The 3483-nt window shown below is 59.6% G+C and carries 1 protein-coding gene; it reads left to right on the top strand.

The window, feature by feature from the left end; translation table 11 throughout:
- The coding region (locus VA602_RS05250; RefSeq protein ID WP_323452676.1) for an immunoglobulin-like domain-containing protein at positions 1 to 3483 on the top strand (3483 nt) is incomplete at both ends.

Below are 3483 nucleotides of genomic sequence, written 5' to 3'. Positions count from 1 at the left end.
CAAGGGTCACGGCGGCCTGACCTTCACTCTGTCGGATGGCACCAAGGTGACCGTTCCGGCTGGCAGCGCCACCGGCACCATCACCATCCACGCGCCGGACGACGTGTACGTTGGCGGCCAGCCAAGCATCGTGAACAAGCTGGAGTCCGTCACTGGCGCCGATAACTTCGAAAAACTGACCTTGGGTCAGGGCGAAGTGAAAACCGATGTCACCGATGAGCCGGGCACCGGCACTCCGGGCACCGGCAACGAAGGCGACAAAGTCTCCGTCACCATCGTCAGTAACGGCAACGTCACCGAAGATCAGCAACCGTCGTTCACCGTCAAAGTGAACCAACCGTTGGATCGTCCGCTGACCGTTACCCTGAGCAATGGCGACAAGGTCACCATCGCTGCGGGCCAGACCCAGGTTGAGTACAAGGCGCCAGCCCAAGGCGATGACGTCTTCAAAGACTCGGGCTCGCTCACCGTTGGGATCAGCGACGCCAGTGTTCCAGGTAAAACCTTCGAGAATCTGGAACTCGGCGGCTCGGCTACCGTTCAGATCGCCGATACCGAAAGTGAGGTTGTCGCGACCCTGACGGCCGATAAAACCACCGTATCTGAAGGCGGCGAGATCACTTACACCGTCACCCTGACTAACGCTCAAGGTCTGTCGGTTACTGGTCATAACGGCCTGGTATTCACGCTTAGCGACGGCACCAAAGTGACCGTTCCGGCGGGCAGCGCCACCGGCACCATCACCATCCATGCACCTGATGACGTCTACGTTGGCGGCCAGCCAGCGATCGTGAACAAGCTGGAAGGTGTTACCGGCGCCGATAACTTCGAGAAACTCACGCTGGGTGACGGTACCGTCACCACTACTGTGACTGACGAGCCGGGCACTGGTACTCCAGGCACCGGCAACGAAGGCGACAAGATTTCCGTCACCATCGTCAGCAACGGCAACGTCACCGAAGATCAGCAGCCGTCGTTCACCGTAAAAGTGAACCAGCCGCTGGATCGTCCGCTGACTGTCACCTTGAGCAACGGCGACAAGGTCACCATCGCGGCAGGTCAGACTCAGGTCGAGTACAAGGCTCCAGCCCAAGGCGATGACGTCTTCAAAGACTCGGGCTCACTGACCGTTGGTATTTCCGACGCTTCCGTACCAGGCAAGACTTTCGAAAACCTGGAGCTCGGCGGCTCGGCTACCGTTCAGATCGCCGACACCGAAAGCGAAGTGATCGCGACTCTGACCGCTGACAAGACCACTGTGTCCGAAGGCGGCGAGATCACCTATACCGTTACTCTGACCAACGCCCAGGGCCTGGACGTCAAAGGTCATGGCGGTTTGGTCTTCACGCTCAGCGACGGCAACAAAGTCACCGTGCCGGCGGGCAGCGCCACCGGGACCATCACCATCCATGCCCCGGACGACGTCTACGTTGGCGGCCAGCCAGCGATCGTGAACAAGTTGGAAGGTGTTACCGGCGCCGATAACTTCGAGAAGCTGACCCTCGGCGACAACTCCGTCACCACCACAGTGACAGACGAACCAGGTACTGGCACTCCGGGCACCGGCAACGAAGGCGACAAGGTTTCCGTCACCATCGTCAGCAACGGCAACGTCACCGAAGACCAGCAGCCGTCGTTCACTGTCAAAGTGAACCAACCACTGGATCGTCCGCTGACTATCACCCTGAGCAATGGCGACAAGGTCACCATTGCAGCGGGCCAGACCCAAGTTGAGTACAAAGCTCCAGCCCAAGGCGATGACGTCTTCAAGGATTCGGGCTCTCTGACTGTCGGCATCACCGATGCCACCGTTCCGGGCAAAACCTTCGAAAATCTCGAGCTGGGTGGCTCGGCCACTGTTCAGATCGCTGACACCGAAAGTGAGGTTGTCGCGACCCTGACTGCTGACAAAACCACCGTATCTGAAGGCGGTGAGATCACCTACACCGTTACGCTGACCAATGCCCAAGGTCTGTCGGTTACTGGCCATAACGGCCTGGTGTTCACCCTGAGCGACGGCACAAAAGTCACCGTTCCGGCGGGTAGCGCCACCGGGACTATCACCATCCATGCGCCTGATGACGTGTACGTTGGCGGTCAGCCATCGATCGTGAACAAGCTGGAGGCCGTCACTGGTGCCGATAACTTCGAAAAACTGACCTTGGGTCAGGACGAAGTGAAAACCGATGTCACCGATGAACCGGGCACTGGCACCCCGGGCACCGGCAACGAAGGCGACAAGGTTTCCGTCACCATCGTCAGCAACGGCAACGTCACTGAAGATCAGCAGCCGTCGTTCACCGTCAAAGTGAATCAGCCACTGGATCGTCCGCTGACCGTGACCTTGAGCAACGGCGACAAAGTCACCATCGCGGCGGGCCAGACCCAGGTCGAGTACAAGGCGCCAGCCCAGGGCGATGACGTCTTCAAGGATTCCGGTTCGCTCACTGTGGGCATCAGCGACGCCGCCGTTCCAGGCAAGACCTTCGAAAACCTCGAGCTCGGCGGTTCGGCCACCGTGCAGATCGCTGACACTATCAGCGAAGTAGTCGCTACCCTCAGCGCCGACAAGACCACTGTCAGCGAAGGCGGCCAGGTCACCTACACCGTCACCCTGACCAACGCCCAGGGCCTGTCGGTCACTGGCCACAACGGCCTGGTGTTCACCCTCAGCGATGGCACCAAAGTTACCGTGCCGGCGGGTAGCGCCACTGGCACCTTCACCATCACCGCCAAGGACGACGTTTACGTCGGCGGCCAGCCGAACATCGTTAACAAGATCGAGTCCGTCACCGGTGGCGACAACTTCGAGAAGCTGACCCTCGGCGACAACACCGTCACTACCACGGTGACAGACGAGCCAGGCACTGGCACTCCAGGCACCGGCAACGAAGGCGACAAGGTTTCCGTCACCATCGTCAGCAATGGCAATGTCACTGAAGACCAGCAACCATCGTTCACTGTCAAAGTGAACCAACCACTGGATCGTCCGCTGACCGTAACCTTGAGCAATGGCGACAAGGTCACCATTGCAGCGGGCCAGACCCAAGTTGAGTACAAAGCTCCAGCCCAAGGCGATGACGTCTTCAAGGATTCGGGCTCTCTGACTGTCGGCATCACCGATGCCACCGTTCCGGGCAAGACCTTCGAGAATCTCGAGCTGGGCGGTTCGGCAACGGTTCAGATCGCTGACACCGAAAGTGAAGTGGTCGCAACCCTGACTGCTGACAAAACGACCGTCAGCGAAGGCGGCGAGATCACTTACACCGTTACGCTGACCAACGCCCAAGGCCTGGACGTCAAGGGTCACGGCGGCCTGACCTTCACTCTGTCGGATGGCACCAAGGTGACCGTTCCGGCTGGCAGCGCCACCGGCACCATCACCATCCACGCGCCGGACGACGTGTACGTTGGCGGCCAGCCAAGCATCGTGAACAAGCTGGAGTCCGTCACTGGCGCCGATAACTTCGAAAAACTGACCTT

This window comes from Pseudomonas machongensis (assembly GCF_034961125.1).
GTDB classification, from domain to species: Bacteria; Pseudomonadota; Gammaproteobacteria; order Pseudomonadales; family Pseudomonadaceae; genus Aquipseudomonas; species Aquipseudomonas machongensis.
This window is presented reverse-complemented; position numbering and strand designations above follow the sequence as displayed.